The organism is Pantoea sp. B566 (genome assembly GCF_024793925.1).
Classification (GTDB): Bacteria; Pseudomonadota; Gammaproteobacteria; order Enterobacterales; family Enterobacteriaceae; genus Pantoea; species Pantoea ananatis.
On the sequence record NZ_JANUQL010000003.1, the window covers coordinates 2,315,262 to 2,331,596 of the forward strand.

Genomic DNA, 16,335 nt, shown 5'->3' on the forward strand with positions numbered 1-16,335 from the left:
ATCAGGATGCAGGGATTTTCAGGTTCTGACCCAACATCACGTTGGTGGATTTCAGGTTATTCGCCTGGAGAATCGATTTAGGGCTGACGCCATAATGCGCGGCGATACTGCTCAGCGAGTCTCCCCGCACCACTTTATGCCGCACCGGGCGATGCGCCCCTGAGGAAGCCGGTGCGGTACGGCTGGCCACCGCACTGGCCGGAACTTTCAGCCGCTGCCCCACCCAGACAACATCGCGCTTCAGGGTGTTCATCTGCCGCAGTGTTGCCATGCTCACGCCATATTTTGCCGCGATTCCTGAGAGCGTTTCGCCGCGCGTTACAGTATGCCGCTGAATGGCGCCCGTATACTGCGTCTCTCCGGTCGCCGGATTACTGACTACGCTGACCGCTGGCGACGTAGCCAGCGGCCGGTTTTCCTCCTTTGGGACCGATTGTAGCGGGTGCGCCAGGAAATAAGCGCGCAGTCCTTTATATATCGACTGAGCAATCTTATCCTGGTGTGCGCTACTGCCGAGCAGTCGCTCCTCCGAGGCATTACTAATAAAACCGGTTTCCACCAACAGGGAAGGAATATCCGGCGAACGTAACACGCCAAGACTGGCATGCTCAGGTAAACGCTTGTGTAAAGACGTGACGCCACGCAGCTGCTGAATCACCTTCGTCGCGATGTCATACCCGACGCGCTGCGAGTGACCAAACTGCAAATCCAGCACGGCCTGACTCAGATAGGGATCGGCCTGACTGTTCGCCAGCAGATCGCCTGCTCCGCCTAAGAGCTCAGATTGTTTCTCTTTCTGCTCCAGCCAGTTTGCCATCTCACTGTTCGCGCGGCGGTTAGACAATACCCAAACAGAGGCTCCGGTTGCCGCATGGCTGGGTGCCGCATCGGCGTGAATTGACACCAGCACGTTAGCATTCGCTTTGCGCGCAACGTCTGAACGGCCCATTACAGAGATAAAATAGTCGCCGTCACGCGTCAGAACCCCTTTGAACATGGGATCGTCGTTTAACAACACTTTCAGTTTACGCGCAATGGCGATGGTGACGTTTTTCTCTTTAAGTCCGTGCTGGCCTATCGCCCCGGGATCCTGGCCTCCGTGTCCGGCATCAATGGCTACAATAACCGTGTCGTTTCGGCTGGCAACCCCACCGGGACGGACCGTGCTGTTGGTGTTGGTGACCGTGGTCACCGGGTTAGCATTGAACGGATTACTGGCTGCGGTTTCCCGTGCTCGTGTCGGCGCAGGCTCGGCTGCAACCACGGGCGCGCTGCGCGTAACGGCCGGATGTTTACCCTGTATGGTAAAGACCACGCTGTACTGACTGCCGTTGCGTTGCGTAACGGCGCGGGTTTTTCCAGACTGCGTCAGCTCAAAGACCAGACGTATGCTTTGTTTATCTTTTGGGGTACTGGTACGAATGCGTTTAACGATGTTATCGCCGCTAAACGTCAGGGGTAAGCCTTTGATGACGCCGCTTTGACGAATATCCAGCACCACACGGTCGGGATTGTGTAGCGGAAAGTAGGCATAAACCGGCTGGCCGGAAAAACTCAGCGTAACCGTGGCCTGATTTCCGCCATTCGATACCTGAATATCAGACAGGTTAGCGGCAAACAGGGGGCCGGTAATCAGTAGCAATCCTGCCACAACGAGCATTTTCATCCATGTCATCATGCCCGGGCCCTGCCTTGTTCGATCTGATCAACCCAGCGCTGCCCCTGAGCGGAGTGCGCAACCAGCTCGGCTTGCCGCGCTTCATCGACATAACGGAGCGTCAACGCCACGTCCGGCGGGGGCAAAATACCGGCGCCCTGCTGGGGCCACTCAACCAGACAAACCGCGTCGTTCGTGAAGTAGTCACGAATGCCCATAAACTCCAGCTCTTCCGGATCGGCAAGGCGGTAGAGATCGAAATGATAAACGGAACGCCCTTCAAGAACATAAGGCTCGACGAGGGTGTAGGTAGGGCTTTTCACATTGCCCGGATGACCGGATGCCTGCAAGAAACCGCGGCTGAAGGTGGTCTTTCCTGCGCCGAGGTCGCCATAAAGATAGATCACCGCCGCATTGCCACAGGCCTGCGCCAGTTGAGCACCCAGTTCGAGTGTTGCCGCCTCATTGGGCAAAGATATAACACAGCTCTTCATGCTTCTTGATTCATCTCTGGATTAACAAACTGCCACAGCAGATCAAATAAGTCTGATGCCAGCATGCCGCGCGTGCCCCGCTGCTCAGCCAACGTATCAGCGGCAGCACCGTGAGCAACACAACCTGCACAGGCAGCATCAAACAGCGCCAATTTTTGTCCCATTAACGAGGCAATAATACCGGTGAGCACATCACCCATACCGCCCGATGCCATCCCGGCATTACCCACATCGGCAAACGCCATTTGCCCGTTTTCACTGGCGATAATCGTGCCCGCACCTTTTAATACGGCAACGCCACCATAACGTTTCGCCAGCTCTCGTGCGGCTTGTAAGCGGTCACTCTCAATTTCGCTGGTCTTAACACCCAGTAAACGAGCAGCTTCACCCGGATGCGGCGTTATAATGCGATTCTGACGTTTCTCAGCGCTTATTGCCAGCAAGTTAAGCGCATCTGCATCCCAAAGCATGGGCTTTTCAGTACTTTTAACCTTTTCGAGCGCCTTTTTGCCCCATTCCCGCTGTCCCAGCCCCGGACCGATGGCGATGACATCCGCCCATTCCAGCGCATCAGCCAGTCCCGCGTCCGTGAGCACATCCACCATAATTTCCGGGCGCGCGGTGAGGATAGGAATAATATTGTCTTTGTGAGTAAGCACTCGCACCAAACCACTTCCCGTTCGTAGCGCGGCTTCTGCCGACATCCGCACGGCACCGGCGGTGCCGCTGTCACCGCCTATCACCAACAAACGCCCCTGTTCGCCTTTGTGGGACGTTGCTTTACGCGGTTTCAGCCAGTGGGATAAAAAACGGGCATCGTAGCGCACCATAGGCGGCGACTGCGCTGACAGAAAGCTTTGCAGTCCCAGGTCGGCAAAGTAAAGCGACCCAATACAGTCCCGCGCCTTGCCGGTAAGCTGTCCGGGCTTCAGCGCAATAACGCTCAACGTATGCGTGGCATTGATAACCTCTCCCGGTGTGTTGCCTGTCGCTGCAGACAGACCAGTGGGGAGGTCAATCGCCATGACCGGCGCGTCATGTGCGTTTACCTGAGTTATCAGGGTGGAAACAGGTTCGGCGGGCGCCCGGCTGATGCCTGTTCCCAGTAACGCATCGACGATAATATCGACCTTTTCAGGCCAGGCCACGTCGGGCGCATGGATCACCCCACCCGCTTCAAGCCAGCTGTTTCTGGCGGCCTCTGCTTCGTCGGGCAGCGGCTTATCGCTATCACAGGCCAGAAGCGTCACCTGTTTGCCTGCAGCCTGCGCCAGACGGGCAACCACATAACCATCGCCTCCGTTATTGCCATGACCGCACAGCACCAGCCAGTGCTCTGCATCCGGCCAGTGGACAGTTATATGCTCATAGGCGGCCTGTCCTGCCCTTAACATCAGCTCGTAGAGCGAGATACCCAGTGCATCGGCACCCTCACGCTCAAGTTGTGCCAGTGCCTGCGCAGGCCAGACAGAGTGTGGTAAACTGCTGCCGTTTCTCTTCGAATTCTGGTTAGTCATGTCATACCCTCTCGATCTTGATCAACTCGCTCAACACATTAAACAGTGGGGACGCGATCTCGGCTTTCAGCAGGTCGGTATTACCGACACCGATCTCAGCGCTGAAGAACCGCGTCTGCAGGCATGGCTGGACAAACAGTACCATGGCGAGATGGAATGGATGGCCCGCCATGGAATGATGCGTGCGCGTCCCCGTGAGCTGTTACCCGGTACGCTGCGGGTGATCAGCGTGCGCATGAATTATCTTCCTGCCAAAGCCGCTTTCGCCAGTACGCTGAAAAACCCACAGTTAGGTTATGTCAGCCGCTATGCGCTGGGCCGTGATTATCACAAAGTATTGCGCAATCGCCTGAAAAAGCTCGGAGAAATGATTCAGGCCCACTGTGGCGAAAGCCAGTTTCGTCCGTTTGTCGATTCTGCCCCACTGCTTGAACGCCCTCTGGCAGAGAAAGCCGGATTGGGCTGGACCGGCAAACACTCGTTGATCCTGAACCGGGAGGCGGGCTCATGGTTTTTCCTGGGGGAATTGCTGATCGACCTGCCTCTGCCGATAGATTCTCCACAGGAAGAGCAGTGTGGACGCTGCGTGGCCTGCATGACGATTTGCCCGACAGGCGCTATCGTGGCGCCCTACACGGTGGATGCCCGCCGCTGCATTTCCTACCTGACGATTGAGCTCGAAGGCGCCATTCCCGAAGCGCTGCGGCCCCTGATGGGGAACCGCATTTATGGCTGTGACGACTGCCAGCTCATCTGCCCCTGGAACCGCTATGGGCAACTGACTGACGAAGCAGATTTTTCACCCCGCGCAGCGCTGCATGCGCCAGCGTTAACCGCACTGTTTCAGTGGGATGAAGCGAAATTCCTGCGTATTACCGAAGGCTCTCCCATCCGCCGAATTGGTTATCAGCGCTGGTCACGCAATATTGCGGTGGCGCTGGGGAATGCCCCGTGGAGCGCAGAGATCCTCCCCATACTCGAACAGCGGCTGGGTGAAAGTGATTTACTGGACGAACATATTCAGTGGGCCATTGCGCAGCAACAGGATAAGCGAAAGCACGTAGAGATTGACGTACAGCCAGCACAGCAAAAAAGGCTCGTCAGGGTAATAGAGAAGGGATTGCCGCGTGATGCCTGATTGCGCAACGATGCACAGGAAACAGATTTCCACATCCTGTGAATAAAAATAAAAACACCTTGTCATTCAATCGTAATAACACAAGTGACAGAATCAAATAACATAATGAAATATTATTATTTCATTAACTATCAATAGGTTAAATAAAATTTGTGTTATTTTGCAAATGAGTCTAGCGTTTGGCTTAATCCCTATATCTGTGGATAACTCTGTTTAAAAGAGTTTTACAGAACGGCAAAAAAGCATGAACAGTCATCTGTCCTGCTGTGGATAACTCTGACTGTAGTACTAAAGATCATCATCCAGCCTGGCAGGCTGCGACAAAGAAAGTGACAAAACTGGAGCGGGAAACGAGACTCGAACTCGCGACCCCGACCTTGGCAAGGTCGTGCTCTACCAACTGAGCTATTCCCGCATAGAAGGGCACTGCTAAACATATTTTGGAGCGGGAAACGAGACTCGAACTCGCGACCCCGACCTTGGCAAGGTCGTGCTCTACCAACTGAGCTATTCCCGCATAGAGGGTGCTGCTAAACTTAATCTGGAGCGGGAAACGAGACTCGAACTCGCGACCCCGACCTTGGCAAGGTCGTGCTCTACCAACTGAGCTATTCCCGCGCCTTGTACCGTCATAAATTCTTCACCGGTACGGGGTGCGCATTATACGAGAAATCGCTGCTGCTGCAAGATGCTTACAGCAAAAATTTGCGCTTTTGATGCGTTTGCTGCTTATTGCATCAACCTGGCGATTTCCTGCGCACCCTTTGCGGTTTAAAGCTGCAAAAAGTGTTGGCGGTAGTACGCCAGTTCGGCAACGGACTCACGAATATCGTCTAACGCCTGATGCGAGCCGCTCTTTTTGAAGCCTGGAAGAATGTCTGGCTTCCAACGACGAGCCAGTTCCTTGAGCGTGCTGACATCTAAATAGCGGTAGTGGAAATAGGCTTCCAGCTCTGGCATGTACTTGAACAGGAAACGGCGATCCTGCCCAATGCTGTTGCCGCAGATGGGCGAGGTATTTGCGGGCACCCACTGCTGTAGGAACTCGATAGTCGCTTTTTCCGCAGCGCGATCGTCAATCTTACTGGCCTTTACCCGTTCCACCAAACCGCTATTGGTATGTGTACGAACGTTCCATTCGTCCATTAAGGCGAGCTGTGCATCTGACTGATGAACCGCCATCACCGGCCCTTCAGCCAGGATATTGAGGTCGGCATCGGTCACGATAGTGGCGATCTCAATAATGCGATCGCGTTCCGGATCGAGTCCGGTCATTTCAAGGTCGATCCAAATTAGATTATTTTCTTTTCCAGTGGCCATGCTGTTACCTGTGGTTGCTGAGTCGTCATTCATCATGAATAAGGTGTATCATAGACGTTTTGCCCCTCAGGGCGAAATCCAGCTAAACGGTGAGGGTGAGTGAGTAAAAATAAACTGTCTAAAGGTCAACAACGTCGCGTAAGCGCTAACCACGATCGTCGTTTGAACCAGCGCAAAACGCGCCCGGAAGCGGACGATAATTTGTTTGGTCAGGACGCAGAGGGCGTGGTGGTCAGCCGATTTGGCATGCATGCCGATGTCGAGGACAGTGCTGGCCTTACCCACCGTTGCAATATACGTCGCACGATTCGTTCGCTGGTCACCGGCGATCGGGTGGTATGGCGTCCCGCGCTAAACGGCGGTAAAGGTATTGTTGAAGCGGTGCACGAACGCACCAGCGTGCTGACGCGCCCCGATTTCTACGATGGCGTCAAACCCATCGCCGCAAACATCGATCAAATTATTATCGTGTCCGCGATTCTGCCAGAGCTGTCACTGAATATTATCGACCGTTATCTGGTCGCCAGCGAAACACTGGATATTGAGCCCCTACTGGTGCTGAACAAAATCGATCTGCTGGATGACAACGCACGTGCGTTTGTTGACGAGCAGATGGAGATTTACCGCAAGATCGGTTATCGGGTATTGATGGTTTCCAGCCATGTGAAAGAGGGTTTGAATGCACTGCAGGCAGCCTTAACTGACCGGATAAGTATCTTTGCCGGGCAGTCCGGCGTAGGTAAGTCCAGCCTGCTGAACGCCCTGCTTGGCTTCGATCAACAGCAGGACACCGCCATTCTGACCAATGATGTTTCCGATGTTTCCGGACTGGGCCAACATACCACGACCGCATCCCGGCTTTATCATTTCCCCGAGGGCGGGGATGTGATTGATTCTCCGGGTGTCCGTGAGTTTGGTTTGTGGCATCTTGAGCCGGAACAAATCACGCGTGGATTTGTCGAATTCCGTGCGTTCTTAGGCGATTGTAAGTTTCGTGACTGTAAGCATGACACCGATCCGGGCTGTGCGATTCGTGAAGCCGTTGAAAACGGCAAAATCGATCAATCACGCTTCTATAACTACCACCGTATTCTTGAAAGCATGGCGCAAATGAAAACCCGGAAAAACTTCGCCGAGAGTGAAGATTAAGGCCCGTAACGGCGTATTCGCCATCTGACTGGGGCGCTGTTACAATCCGCTCCCTTTTTGTCAATGTTATGAAAGATAGCCAGGAGGCTAGGGTGTTTGATCGTTTTAAACTCGGCTTGAATCACATTCTTCCAAAAAAATGGCTGACTGAACTTGCGGGTTGGGGAGCCAGCCGTCGCGGCGGCTGGCTGACGAAGCTGGTCATTGATATTTTTGTCTGGTTTTACAAAGTCGATATGGCTGAAGCACGGAAACCGGATACCGCCAGCTACCGCACCTTTAACGATTTCTTTGTTCGTCCGTTAAAGGACGATGCACGCCCAATCGATCCCGATGCCAGCCTGATCGTTCTGCCTGCTGACGGCGCGATCAGCCAGCTTGGCCATATTGAAGGCGATCAGATTTTCCAGGCGAAAGGCCATTACTACACGATCGACGCCCTGCTCGCCGGTAATGAGCATATGGCGGCACAGTTTCGTGAGGGGGAATTTGCGACCACTTACCTGGCACCGCGTGATTATCACCGCGTCCACATGCCTTGTAACGGCATCCTGCGTGAGATGATCTATGTACCGGGCGATCTTTACTCCGTTAATCCGCTGACCGCACGTAACATCCCTAACCTCTTTGCCCGTAACGAGCGCGTAATTTGTTACTTTGAAACCGATATGGGTCCGATGGTGCAGATCCTGGTGGGCGCAACGATTGTCGGCAGCATTGAAACCGTTTGGGCAGGCACCGTCACACCGCCGCGCGAAGGCATTATTAAACGCTGGCATTACCCGGCCGCCGATCATGACGGTGCCGTGGTATTACTCAAAGGTCAGGAAATGGGCCGCTTTAAACTGGGTTCTACGGTAATCAACCTGTTCGCGCCTGGCCGAATCAAGCTGGCGGAAAGCCTTGAGGCGGAAAGTAAGGTTCGACTGGGCCAACCTTTAGCGCTCGCCCTTCCACTGACGACTACCGCGCCTGACGCTGTCGAGTAGAACCTATGTTCGTGCGTTCGATCTTTTGTCTGCTGCTGAGCCTCTGGCTCAGCTCTTCTACGCTAGCCGCCAGCCTGCCTGATGCCAGCCAGCTCAAACAGCAGCTGGAAGAGGTCAAAGCCACTAAAAATGCCCCCTCGCAAACTGAACAAATTCAGTCACTGGAAGCCGCACTGGCCTCGCTCTCTGAACGCGATGATGCCCTCGAACGCGCACAACAGTATCAACAGGTTATTGACGATTTTCCGCGCCTTGCCCGCGAGTTAAGGCAGCAAATCGCCACGCTTAACGACAACGCTAAAACCGTGCGCAGCACGATGACCAGCGCAGAGCTGGAACAAGAGATTCTGCAAATCAGCAGTCAGCTGATTGAAGAAGGACGCCAGGCCCAGCAGGAGCAGGACCGTGCCAGAGAGATCAGTGATTCCCTGTCGCAGTTGCCACAGCAGCAAACGGAAGCGCGCCGGGCACTGACCGAGAGCGAACGGCGCTTACAGAGTGCCGGCAGCGCTGCCACTCCAGTCGGTCAGGCCCAACTGGTGGCTCGCCAGGCAGAAAATGCCGCCAATAAAGCCAAAGTCGATGAGTATGAGCTGGCGCAGTTGTCGGCCAACAATCGCCAGGAGCTGGCTCGCATGCGCGCCGAGGTGCATCAGCGCAAAGTGACCCAGCTTGATAATTATCTGCAGGCTTTACGTAATCAACTGAATGAACAACGTCAGCGCGAGGCCGAAACGGCGCTGGCGCGTACGGAACAGCTGGCGGAAAACAGTGGTGATTTACCGCCCGAGATCAGTGAGCAGTTTCGGGTTAACCGCGATTTGTCCGGTGCGCTGAATCAGCAGGCACAGCGCATGGATCTGGTGGCATCGCAACAGCGCCTCGCCACCAATCAAATTATTCAGGTCCGTCAGGCGCTGGCAACGTTGCGGGAACAATCCCAGTGGCTGGGTGCCTCTAACCTGCTCGGCGATGCGCTTCGGGCACAGGTGGCGCGTTTACCCGATATGCCGAAATCTCAGCAAATCGATAATGAAATGGCACAGCTGCGCGTTCAGCGCCTGCATTATGAAGATCTTCTGGAACGACAGAATGCGCTTCGCAAAGCACATCAGGCGGACGGGCAGCCTTTTACCAGCGACCAAAAGCGCATTCTGGATGCACAGTTAAAAACGCAGCGAGAATTGCTGAACTCCCTGATATCCGGCTGCGATACGCTGATTCTGGAAATCACTAAACTCAAGGTCGCCAATACGCAGCTTCAGGATGCGTTAACCGAAGTCAAAGACGCCACGCACCGCTATCTGTTCTGGACAGCAGATGTCAGCCCCATTTCATTGAGCTATCCTCTGGACGTGGCTAAAGGCCTGTCGCACCTGCTTACGCTGGATACGCTTGGGCAGCTTGGCAAAGCTCTGGCAATGATGTTTACCAGCCGCAGCACCGTCCTGCCCATTTTGGGTGCCGTGTTGCTGGTCGGTTTTAGCCTGAGTACACGTCGTCACTTCAACGCTTTTTTGGAACGCTCAGCCAGTAAGGTTGGTAAGGTCACCCAGGATCGCTTCCGCCTGACCATCCGCACTGTTTTCTGGTCAATTCTGGTCGCGCTTCCGCTTCCTGTGCTTTGGGCAACCCTGGGATACGGGCTGCAAAACGCCTGGCCGTATCCGGTAGCCGTTGCTATCGGCGATGGCATTACGGCGACGCTGCCTCTGCTGTGGATATTCATGGTCAGCGCCCAGTTTGCCCGCGCCAACGGTTTGTTCATTGTGCATTTCCGCTGGCCGCAGGTACGCGTTGCGCGTGCCATGCGTTACTACTCGTTGAGTATTGGCCTGATCGTGCCGCTGATTATGCTGCTGATCACCTTTGATAACCTTGACGATCGTCTGTTCTCTGCCACCCTGGGCCGACTGTGTTTTATTTTGATCTGTGGCGCCCTGAGTCTTGTTACGGTAAGTCTAAAACGTGCAGGGATCCCTCTTTATCTTGATAAAGAGGGCAACGGCGAAAACATGATTAACCGCCTGCTGTGGAATATTATGATCGCCATTCCATTGCTGGCCGCGCTGGCCTCCATGATTGGTTACCTTGAAACAGCGCAGGCGCTGCTGGCACGTCTGGAAACCTCGGTGGCAATCTGGTTTTTCCTGCTGGTTATTTACCATATCATTCGCCGCTGGATGCTGATTCAACGACGCAGGCTGGGGTTCGATCGCGCACGCCAGCGCCGGGCCGATATGCTGGCCAATCGCGCGCGCAACGAAGAAGAAAAAGATCAGGCGCAAAATACTGACGTTATTGAAATAGAAGAGCCCGTGATTGATTTGGACGCCATCAGTGCTCAGTCACTGCGCCTGGTCAGGTCAATCCTGACGCTGATTGCGCTGGTGTCAGTCATTGTCCTGTGGTCGGAAATCCACTCTGCGTTTGGTTTCCTTGAGAATATTCGTTTATGGGATGTCAACACCTCCGTTCAGGGCGTGGAGAGTATTCAACCCATTACGCTGGGCGCCGTTCTGATCGCCATTCTGGTGTTCGTGATTACGACGCAGCTGGTGCGCAATATGCCGGCCCTGCTTGAGCTGGCCCTGCTGCAGCATCTTGATTTGTCGCCAGGCACTGGCTATGCCATTACCACGCTGACCAAGTATTTGCTGCTGCTAATTGGTGGCTTGCTCGGCTTCTCATTGATTGGAATTGAATGGTCCAAGCTGCAATGGCTGGTGACCGGCCTGGGCGTTGGGTTGGGATTTGGTCTGCAGGAGATTTTTGCGAACTTTATCTCCGGCCTGATCATTTTGTTTGAAAAACCCATTCGTATTGGCGATACCGTTACTATTCGCGATCTGACCGGCAGCATTACGCGCATCAATACCCGCGCCACGACAATTACAGACTGGGATCGCAAAGAGATCATCGTGCCTAATAAGGCCTTTATTACAGAACAGTTTGTTAACTGGTCGCTGTCGGACTCCGTCACGCGCGTCGTGCTGACCATACCCGCTCCCGCACAGGTAAGCAGCGAGGAGGTCACCACGTTGCTGAAGCTGGCTGCAGAACGTTGTAGCTACGTTCTGGATACACCGCCGCCGGAAGTGTTTCTGGTTGACCTGCAGCAGGGAATACAGTTGTTTGAGCTACGCGTACACGCCGCTGAAATGGGCCATCGCATGCCGCTTCGCCATGAACTGCATCAGCTTATTCTGCACGGCTTTGCAGAACATGGTATCGAAATGCCTTTCCCACCCTTCCAGATGCGGGTAGAAACCTTAAGCAGAAAAACGCCTGCCGGAAATGGTGCGTCGACGACGCGGACTTTTAAATCAGGCGGGTTATAAAAAAACGCCCGGTTTGACCGGGCGTTTTCCTGTTCGGGCTGCGGGGGTTATTGCTTCACAAAAGCTTCGCCCTGCGCGATATCTTTTTTCAGTGTTTCCAGCATGCCATCCAGCGCCTGCTGTTCAAACGGGCTAAGGGCACCAACAGGCTTACGCTCCGCCACGCCGTTTTTACCTAACAGCAGGGGCTGAGAGAAGAAGCGGGCATGCTCGCCATCGCCTTCCACGTAGGCACACTCCACAACGTTCGCTTCGCCGTTTAAGGCACGTACCAGCGATAAACCGAAACGGGCGGCGGCCTGCCCCATGGATAACGTTGCTGACCCCCCACCAGCCTTCGCTTCCACCACTTCTGTACCGGCGTTTTGAATACGTTTGGTGAGGTCAGCCACTTCCTGATCGCTAAAGCTGACGCCCGCAACCTGGGACAGTAATGGCAGAATAGTGACGCCTGAGTGTCCCCCCACCACGGGCACGTTCACCTCGCCAGGCTGTTTGCCTTTCAGCTCAGCGACAAAGGTATTGGCGCGAATAATGTCCAGCGTTGTCACGCCAAACAGTCGATTCTTGTCATAAACACCGTGTTTCTTCAGGACCTCGGCCGCAATCGCCACCGTCGTGTTAACCGGATTGGTGATCACCCCAATTAACGCTTTCGGCGCTGTCGTAGCAACCTGCTCAATCAAATTACGCACGATGCCGGCATTGACGTTAAACAAATCGGCCCGATCCATACCAGGCTTACGCGCTACCCCAGCAGAGATGAGCACGACATCCGCACCTTTTAAAGCCGGGGTGGCATCTTCCCCACTAAAACCCTTAATGTTAACTGCGGTAGGAATGTGGCTGAGATCGACCGCGACGCCAGGCGTGACGGGCGCGATGTCGTAGAGAGAAAGTTCTGAACCTGCGGGAAGCTGGGTTTTGAGTAGAAGTGCTAGCGCCTGGCCTATGCCACCAGCGGCACCGAGTACGGCAACTTTCATTCATAACTCCTTATTAAGGTGGGGCAGAGAAGAGCCGAAATTCCATCTGTGTCAGACCTTAATCAACTGCTCAGGTGATGACGGGTATCCGAGACTATTTTACGCGCTAATGCCCGCAGTCTCGGGATTTTAAAACTTACTTATCATCGCTATATCGTCCTCATCCTGCGTTGCAGACAACGAGCTAACCTGTTTGCCGTGTCAGGGCTACCTCAGGTAAGCGCCGACGACGGTGACGGGATTTCTCTCCAACTGTTGCGCGGGAGTTGGCCGGTATCACCTGAAATCGACAACCTTGACGTCGGCAGACAGAGAACGGCAGTGTAAATTTTTATTTTCTTACCTCATCAATAATATAACAGCTTTGCAACCTTTGCCTTTCCAGGCTGTGAGCTGGGTTTTGGTCTGAGTAAATTCTTTGCTATTATCGCCGCCCGCCATGGATACCGCCCCGTTCAATTAACAACCAATTGCATAAAAATTCATTTATATGCATAATAATGACTTTGCTGCGGTCTGTTCCGCGGTTTTTCTTACATTTACTGGTAAATTATGCGAAACCCATCGAAACAAGACGATCTGATCAAAGCCTTCAAGGCTTTATTAAAAGAAGAAAAATTCAGTTCTCAGGGCGAAATTGTTCAGGCGCTTCAGGAAGACGGCTTTGAGAACATCAACCAGTCCAAAGTTTCCCGGATGCTGACAAAGTTTGGCGCGGTGCGGACCCGCAATGCCAAAATGGAGATGGTGTACTGTTTGCCTGCCGAGCTGGGCGTGCCGACAACAACCAGTCCATTGAAGAATCTGGTTCTGGATATTGACTACAATGATGCGCTGGTCGTGATCCATACCAGCCCTGGCGCAGCGCAGCTGATCGCTCGCCTGCTGGATTCTCTGGGTAAATCTGAGGGGATTCTGGGGACGATTGCGGGTGATGACACCATTTTTATCACGCCGGCACGCGCCTTTACCGTCAAACAACTTCACGATGCTATCCTCGTCCTGTTTGAACAAGAGCTATAGTCGTTCCCGCTAACCGGCAGCACATCGCCGGTTTATTCTGCCCGTTATCCCCCTCTTCCTTCTGTCAGCTCTCTTTCAGCCGATACGTTACTTTTCAAGGCATTACTCTTTAGCCGCGTCGTTTTCAGCGCATAAAATATTGGTCATACCCTTTGCCACCTTTAACATTACGCGCTATTTTACACTGCTTTACATTCAAATACTGGCGTCATCACCCAGACCAAAACAGATAAGCAGCCAGATCAACCATGATTTTTCGCACTAAAAGTTAAAGTAACGTATCTTACTGTTTTTATGCGTAATTACCCATCTGTAGTGGCATTTTAGCCATTTTTAATAACTTTTAGTTATTAAAAAATCCCAAATGGTTAAATTGCATCAACAAAACATTATTAGGCAGGTATTAATTTCTGCCGTTATTAGTCCTATACTTAGTTTCGTGATGTGAATCACACTAATAAAAAAGAAGAACAACCAGGACGAGGACATCTTTTATGAAAACTAAATCTACCATCGCTGCCTTGAGCATTTTATCTGCCCTGTCATTCGGCGCTTCTGCAGCAGATTATATTTCTGCTTCACAAGCACAAAATCTGCAGCCTGTTGGCACGGTAAGCGTGAGCGGTGTGGCCGGCGCGCCATCCGATATCAGACAGCAACTGAGCGATAAAGCCGATCAACAAGGCGCGAAAGCTTTCCGTGTTATTGAGGCCTATAACGACGGCAACTACCACGCGACGGCTGAGCTGTACAAATAAACTCGCAGGACCTGACAGGTAACCAGCGGTCCCAATGCGACCGCTGGTTAAACATCCTTACCGGAGAATGAATGATGAAAATCCAATTAACGATTGCCGCGCTGGGCGTGGCCTCACTGCTCTCTTTTGGTGCCAATGCCGCTAGCATGGTCACAAATCAGCAGGCGCAAGACATGAATCTGCAGCCGCTAAACCAAACAATTAGCGTAAGCGGTATCAATGGCGACCAGACCAACATCCGCCAGGTACTGTCTGAGAAAGCGGATGCACAAGGTGCAGGCCATTACCGCGTGATTGAGAACAACCGTGACGATACCTTCCACGTCACCGCCGAACTGTATAAATAATTCATCTGCGGCAATGTTGCCGCCCTGACAAAATCGATGACCCGCTCTATGTATGCCATTCCGCAGGTTGTTGATTGCTATGAGGAATAAATCATGAACATCAAATCAACCATCGCAACGATGAGTCTGCTCTCCGTGATCGCTTTTGGCGCTTCAGCAGCGCAGCTCGTCACGGCCGATCAAACGCAGAATCTGCAACCTGCAGGAACCGTAAGCATCAGTGGCGTTGCGGGTTCACCTATCGACTATCGCGCCCAGCTGTCCCAGAAAGCGGATGAACAAGGCGCAAGTGCCTATAAAATTATTGAGGCTAATACCGGTGACAGCTACCACATCACCGCGCAGCTGTATAAATAGTTCCTCGTCTGACGTATGACGAACCCTTTAGCCCCGCTCGCCGGGGCTTTTTTTTGCCTGAAACGCGCGGTGAGTGAACTGTGACAGGGGGTAAGCAAAGGCAGCCTTCATCCGCCAATGTTAATCGACGGGATTCAGCGACATAAAACGACATGAGCAGAAGAAGTCTGGCTTACGCGGGGGATTAATACGCTGTCAACAGTACCGTAAATCACAGACCTAAGGCGCAATATATCAATGGGCAATCTGCGCCAAATCATCGTCTGACAGTCCGGTCATCTCTGCGACAAGGCTGGGAGGCAAACCGTTTTGCAGCATTGTTCGCGCGATTTTTAGTGCAGCCGACCGTTCTCCCTCACTGCGGCCTTTCACCAGGCCACGTTGTTCACCAAGCTGAAGGCCCTCTTCCAGGCCCTTTTCCATCCCCTTTTCAATGCCTTTCTGCTCAAGCTGTTGTGCGATGGTCATCAATGCATCCTCATGTTGCGGCACCCGCTGCGCCAGCGTTCTGACGAAAAGGTCAGCGTCCGCGGTTTCGCCCGCCTGTAAAAGATAGTTTACCAACGATATAACCTGTGATGAAGAGAGATAACCCGCCAGTGTGACAGGGGCCAGCTTATCGATGAGTTCTGCTAAATCTCTTTGATGAATATGCTTTTGCAGCAGTGTTAATGCAGCCATGCTGCGGTGGCCGACAATCTCCTCATCAGGAATCACCGTCACGTCCACTAGCGGAAAAGCGTTGCTGTAGAGCCGACTGGCGAAGGCGGGAATCGAAAATTCGTCCAGCCAGCGGGTACTATAGGGATAGGGACTGCGTTTGCCACTGTAGAATAAAATCGGAATGACTAACGGGAGTTTTTTGTGCCCGGCATCCAGGTGCCGCTGCATTGCCGCAATGGCATAACGCATCAGTCTGAATGCCATATGCCTGTCAGGTGATGACTGATGTTCAATCAACACATGGATATAGCCATCATCGCGGCTTGTGGTTTTTAGACTGTACAGTATATCGCTAAAATATTGCCGTAAGTCCTCTTCCACAAAAGCGCCAGATTCCAGTTTTAACGTATCCAGATCGCACAGCGCAAGAAACTCTGCCGGAAGATGCAATGCCATAAAATCACGGGCAATGGTGGGCTGGGACAAAAATTGACGGAATGTCGCATCATGGGGCGTGGGCGTGCCATTTTTACTTTTCATGTAACCTGTCCTGATGATGAGGTGGCAGGTTAGCACGACCTGAAAATGCTCAGCGT

The 16,335-nt window shown here is 53.1% G+C and carries 14 protein-coding genes and 3 tRNA genes; 8 read left to right on the top strand and 9 right to left on the bottom strand.

Annotation, left to right across the window (positions count from 1 at the left end):
* Position 1: 1 nt before the first annotated feature.
* The 3 genes from amiB to nnr are packed head-to-tail and all read right to left on the bottom strand — an operon-like array spanning position 2 to position 3,668.
* Complete coding sequence (amiB, locus tag NYE92_RS12480; RefSeq protein WP_013027407.1) at positions 2–1,678, bottom strand: N-acetylmuramoyl-L-alanine amidase AmiB; 1,677 nt, start codon at positions 1,676–1,678, stop codon at positions 2–4.
* Positions 1,675–2,151 (bottom strand): tRNA (adenosine(37)-N6)-threonylcarbamoyltransferase complex ATPase subunit type 1 TsaE, encoded by a 477-nt coding sequence (tsaE, locus tag NYE92_RS12485; protein WP_013027408.1) that lies wholly within the window; start codon positions 2,149–2,151, stop codon positions 1,675–1,677. The genes amiB and tsaE overlap by 4 nt, the downstream gene beginning before the upstream one ends.
* On the bottom strand, positions 2,148–3,668 hold the full coding sequence (gene nnr / locus NYE92_RS12490; protein WP_259019046.1) for a bifunctional ADP-dependent NAD(P)H-hydrate dehydratase/NAD(P)H-hydrate epimerase: 1,521 nt from the start codon (positions 3,666–3,668) through the stop codon (positions 2,148–2,150). Before nnr ends, tsaE begins: the two co-directional genes overlap by 4 nt.
* On the opposite strand from nnr, the gene queG reads away from it, so the two are divergent.
* On the top strand, positions 3,667–4,806 hold the full coding sequence (gene queG, locus NYE92_RS12495) for a tRNA epoxyqueuosine(34) reductase QueG (RefSeq protein WP_259019047.1): 1,140 nt from the start codon (positions 3,667–3,669) through the stop codon (positions 4,804–4,806). The two genes, nnr and queG, sit on opposite strands and share 2 nt — an antisense overlap.
* A gap of 339 nt (positions 4,807–5,145) precedes the next feature.
* On the opposite strand, the gene NYE92_RS12500 is transcribed toward queG, so the two are convergent.
* The 4 genes from NYE92_RS12500 to orn form a co-directional block, all read right to left on the bottom strand.
* A tRNA-Gly gene (locus tag NYE92_RS12500) sits at positions 5,146–5,221 on the bottom strand.
* A gap of 26 nt (positions 5,222–5,247) precedes the next feature.
* A tRNA-Gly gene (locus NYE92_RS12505) sits at positions 5,248–5,323 on the bottom strand.
* Between the two features lie 25 nt (positions 5,324–5,348).
* Positions 5,349–5,424: transfer RNA gene (locus NYE92_RS12510), tRNA-Gly, on the bottom strand.
* A 153-nt stretch (positions 5,425–5,577) separates the two neighbouring features.
* Complete coding sequence (gene orn, locus NYE92_RS12515) at positions 5,578–6,126, bottom strand: oligoribonuclease (RefSeq protein ID WP_072404454.1); 549 nt, start codon at positions 6,124–6,126, stop codon at positions 5,578–5,580.
* 99 nt (positions 6,127–6,225) lie between these two features.
* Between orn and rsgA the strand changes: the two genes are divergently transcribed.
* The 3 genes from rsgA (at position 6,226) to mscM (ending at position 11,605) form a co-directional block, all read left to right on the top strand.
* Positions 6,226–7,275 carry a small ribosomal subunit biogenesis GTPase RsgA gene (gene rsgA, locus NYE92_RS12520; protein ID WP_013027412.1) on the top strand — a complete coding sequence of 350 codons (1,050 nt, stop codon included), beginning with the start codon at positions 6,226–6,228 and terminating at the stop codon, positions 7,273–7,275.
* A gap of 92 nt (positions 7,276–7,367) precedes the next feature.
* On the top strand, positions 7,368–8,264 hold the full coding sequence (gene asd / locus NYE92_RS12525; RefSeq protein WP_014604894.1) for an archaetidylserine decarboxylase: 897 nt from the start codon (positions 7,368–7,370) through the stop codon (positions 8,262–8,264).
* 5 nt (positions 8,265–8,269) lie between these two features.
* Entirely contained in the window at positions 8,270–11,605 is a 3,336-nt protein-coding gene (gene mscM / locus NYE92_RS12530; RefSeq protein WP_014594727.1) for a miniconductance mechanosensitive channel MscM, read from the top strand.
* Between the two features lie 47 nt (positions 11,606–11,652).
* Here mscM and mdh read toward each other — a convergent pair whose 3' ends face one another.
* On the bottom strand, positions 11,653–12,591 hold the full coding sequence (gene mdh / locus NYE92_RS12535; protein WP_259019048.1) for a malate dehydrogenase: 939 nt from the start codon (positions 12,589–12,591) through the stop codon (positions 11,653–11,655).
* A 552-nt stretch (positions 12,592–13,143) separates the two neighbouring features.
* On the opposite strand from mdh, the gene argR reads away from it, so the two are divergent.
* The 4 genes from argR to yhcN (NYE92_RS12555) all read left to right on the top strand — a co-directional run bounded on the left by argR (position 13,144) and on the right by yhcN (NYE92_RS12555) (position 15,076).
* Positions 13,144–13,614 (top strand): transcriptional regulator ArgR, encoded by a 471-nt coding sequence (gene argR / locus NYE92_RS12540; protein WP_013027416.1) that lies wholly within the window; start codon positions 13,144–13,146, stop codon positions 13,612–13,614.
* A 494-nt stretch (positions 13,615–14,108) separates the two neighbouring features.
* Positions 14,109–14,372 (top strand): peroxide/acid stress response protein YhcN, encoded by a 264-nt coding sequence (yhcN, locus tag NYE92_RS12545; protein ID WP_013027417.1) that lies wholly within the window; start codon positions 14,109–14,111, stop codon positions 14,370–14,372.
* A gap of 74 nt (positions 14,373–14,446) precedes the next feature.
* Positions 14,447–14,719 (top strand): YdgH/BhsA/McbA-like domain containing protein, encoded by a 273-nt coding sequence (locus tag NYE92_RS12550; RefSeq protein ID WP_015699414.1) that lies wholly within the window; start codon positions 14,447–14,449, stop codon positions 14,717–14,719.
* Positions 14,720–14,812: 93 nt separating this feature from the next.
* The gene (gene yhcN / locus NYE92_RS12555) at positions 14,813–15,076 is read left to right on the top strand and encodes a peroxide/acid stress response protein YhcN (RefSeq protein WP_013027419.1); all 264 of its coding nucleotides are present in this window, start codon (positions 14,813–14,815) and stop codon (positions 15,074–15,076) included.
* A 234-nt stretch (positions 15,077–15,310) separates the two neighbouring features.
* On the opposite strand, the gene NYE92_RS12560 is transcribed toward yhcN (NYE92_RS12555), so the two are convergent.
* The gene (locus tag NYE92_RS12560) at positions 15,311–16,279 is read right to left on the bottom strand and encodes an Rpn family recombination-promoting nuclease/putative transposase (protein ID WP_014594729.1); all 969 of its coding nucleotides are present in this window, start codon (positions 16,277–16,279) and stop codon (positions 15,311–15,313) included.
* Positions 16,280–16,335: the final 56 nt, after the last annotated feature.